2 protein-coding genes and 1 pseudogene are annotated in these 3,355 nt (G+C 72.4%); all 3 read left to right on the top strand.

Annotation, left to right across the window (positions count from 1 at the left end):
* Positions 1-312: pseudogene (locus BJF79_RS56295) on the top strand (conjugal transfer protein TraC); the annotation flags it as partial.
* Entirely contained in the window at positions 309-2,786 is a 2,478-nt protein-coding gene (locus tag BJF79_RS35170; RefSeq protein ID WP_075903909.1) for a helicase HerA domain-containing protein, read from the top strand. The pseudogene BJF79_RS56295 and the gene BJF79_RS35170, both read left to right, overlap by 4 nt.
* The coding region (locus BJF79_RS35165; protein WP_187357103.1) for a replication-relaxation family protein at positions 2,786-3,355 on the top strand (570 nt) is incomplete at its 3' end. The genes BJF79_RS35170 and BJF79_RS35165, both read left to right, overlap by 1 nt.

Here is a 3,355-nt window from a genome sequence, read left to right as displayed (position 1 = left end):
GACGCCGCCGACCTGCTGTCCTCCGATCTCGGGCGGGCGGTCATCGCCAACTCCGCCACCCAGATCCTGCTGCGGCAAGCGCCGCAGGTCGCCGACCAGATCGCCGCCGCGTTCGACCTCACCGACGGCGAGAAGGCGTTCCTGCTGGCCGCCGACCGCGGCCAAGGGCTGCTGTGCGGAACCGCGACCGGCTCCGACCGCGCCGCGTTCACCGCCATCGCCAGTCCTCAAGAGCACCGTCTGACCACGACCGACCCCGCCGAACTCGCCGAACTCGACACCGACAACACCGACGAAAAGAGCTTGCTGTGAACACCTGGACTGTGAGCCCGGAGACCGGGAGCGAACTGTTCGATCTGCTTTCCGAACTGGCGGACGTGCAGCGGTTCGGCGGACTCCTGATCGATTACGCGCCCGCCGCAGCGGCGGGCCTCCTGGCGGGCGCCGCCGCGCTGGCCGGGGCACGCAAGCTCATCTGGCGGCGGCGCCACGACCGTCTGGTCCCCGGCGCGCGGGTGATCGAGGTCGCCGTCCCGCCCAAAGTAGAGCCCGCCGGTGCCGCGGCATGGTGGGCGCACCTGGTCGGGCTCACCGCCCCCGCCTTCAAACGCACCCTGCACGGGCAGCCGCATGTAGCGTTCGAGTACATCGCCGACCACAACGGCGTCCGGTTCCAGATCTGGGTCCCCGGCACCATCCCGCCCGGCATCATCGAGAAAACCATCCGCTCGGACTGGCCCGGCGCCACCCTCACCCCCCGCCAAGCCGCACCACCACTCCCCTTGGACACCCGGGCGGCGGGCGGGCGCCTGGTCCTGGCGCGCCCGGACCACTACCCCCTCAACAGCAGCCACGACAGCGACCCGTTGCGGGGGCTGCTGGGGGCCGCATCCGGGCTCGCCAACGGCGAGCATCTGGCCGTGCAGATCCTCGCCCGCCCCGCCGCCGGGCACCGGCGGCTGCGTCGCGCCCACCGCGCGGCCTCGGCACTGCGCAGCGGCCGCTCGGCCACACCGCAAAGCGCACTGTTCGACCTGCTCACCCCCGGCATGTCAGGCCACAGCGGCGCCGGTGAGGTCGGCCGTCTGCACCCCGAACGCAACGAGGAGGTCCGCGCGATCCTCGGTAAGGCCGCCCAGCCCAGGTTCGAAACCGTCATCCGCTACGGCGTCGCGACCCGCAACGCCGATGAGGCGGAGGCGGGATGGTTGCGGGCCCGTGCCCACGAGACCGCTTCGGCGTTCGCGATGTTCACCTCCGGGCACCAGCACCTGCAACGGCGCCGCCTTCACCGGCCCGCGGAAAGGTTGGCGTCGCGGCGCCTGGACCGCGGTTTCCTGCTGTCGGTCCGCGAACTCGCCGCCCTGGCGCACCTGCCGCACGACCTGGCCGCACCCGGCGTCACCCGCGCCGGGGCCCGCCCCACTCCGCCCTCGCCCGCCATCCCCGCCGGCGGGCCCGGCATCCGCACGCTCGGCGACTCCGAGGCGCCCGCGCCCCGCCCGGTCGGCCTCACCGTCGCCGGTGCCCGCCAGCACCTGCATGTCCTCGGACAGACCGGCGTCGGCAAGTCCACCTTCCTGGCCGGCCTCGTCCTCGCCGACGCCGCAGCCGGGCGAGGCGCGCTGGTCATCGACCCCAAAGGCGACCTCATCAACGACGTGATGGACCGGCTCCCCGAGCACGCCGCCGGACGGACGGTGGTGTTCGACCCCGCCGACTCGGGGCCGCCGCCCTGCCTGAACGTGCTCGCGGGCGCCGACCCGGCGTTCGCGACCGAGTCGATCGTCACCACCTTCCGCCGCTGCTTCTCCTCAGCCTGGGGTCCCCGGCTGGACGACCTGCTCCGCTCGGCCTGCCTGACCCTCACCCGCGTCAACGGGTCTCGCGCCACCCTCGCCGACGTCCCGCGCCTCCTCGTCGACACCCCCTACCGCGCCCGAATCACCTCACGGCTACCGGACGAGCTGCTGCGCGGGTTCTGGGACGCCTACGACGAACTCACCCCGGCCGCGCAGGCGTCGTTGATCAGCCCGGTGATGAACAAACTCCGCGCCGTGCTGCTGCGCCCGTTCGTCCGCGACGCCCTGTCCGGGACCGCCTCCACCGTCGATGTCGGCCGCACCCTCGACACCGGCGGCCTCATCCTCGCCCGCCTACCCAAAGGCATCCTGGGCGAGGACGCCGTCCGGCTCCTGGGATCGCTGCTGCTGGCCCACACCTGGCAGGCCGTCACCCCCCGCGCCCGCCTGGCCGAGCACGAGCGGCGGGACGCCGCCGCCTATATCGATGAGGCCCACAACTTCCTCAATCTGCCCGGGTCGATCACCGACATCCTCGCCGAGGCCCGCGCTTATCGCCTCGGCCTCGTTTTGGCGCACCAGCACCTGTCCCAGCTCCCCAAAGATTTGCGCGAAGCGGTCTCGGCGGATGCCCGCAACAAGATCTACTTCGCCGCCTCACCCGAGGACTCCAGCGACCTGGCCCGCCACACCGCTCCTTTGCTCGGCGCGCACGATCTGTCCCATCTGGCCGCTTACCAGGCCGCCGGGCGCCTCATGGACGGCAACACACCGACCCCGGCCTTCACCTTCCGCACCCGCCCCCTCCCCGACCGAATCCCCGGACGCGCCGAAGCGGTACGCCGAGCCTCGCGCGAGCAGTACGCCGCCGACCGGCGACAGCGACACATCCCCGCCGTGGGGCTGCGCGCCTTGATCGCCGAACCCACAACCCCATCCGACGCACCCGCAGAGACCGCAACGGCCTCGGAGGAGGACGAATAATGGCCGGCAACACCGCGAAGAGGACCTCGAACCGCCTGCGGACACCACAACCGCGCGCGGCCACGTTGACGGCGGACACCATCGCCGAGCTGGCCTACCGGCTCACCGCCCGCGACCGGGACCTGCTCGCCCTGGTCTGGGAACACCGCGTGCTCACCACCGGCCAGCTCACCGCCATCTTTTTCCCCAGCCCCGAACGTGCCCGTCAGCGGCTCAACCGCCTCCACGCCTTCCAGGCTCTGCAGCGGTTCCGGCCGTGGACACCGGTCGGGTCCATGCCCTGGCACTGGGTGCTCGGACGCACCGGCGCCCACGTCCTGGCCATCGGTCAAGGGCAGACGCTCACCGAGTTCGGGTACCGGCCCGACACCGCCCTGGCGTTCTCGGTCTCCTCGCGCCTGGGGCATCAGATCGGCGTCAACGACTTCTTCGCATCCCTGCACGCCCACGCGCGCGCCCGGTCCGACGGCACCGTACTGGCCGAGTGGTGGTCGGAGCGACGCTGCGCCGCCCAATGGGGCGACCTGGCACGCCCCGACGCCTTCGGCCGCTGGATCCAACCCCGCACC

This window comes from Actinomadura sp. CNU-125 (genome assembly GCF_001942465.1).
Lineage (GTDB): Bacteria > Actinomycetota > Actinomycetes > Streptosporangiales > Streptosporangiaceae > Spirillospora.
The sequence above is the reverse complement of the archived record's forward strand: the minus strand, read 5'-3'. Positions and strand labels throughout refer to the sequence as shown.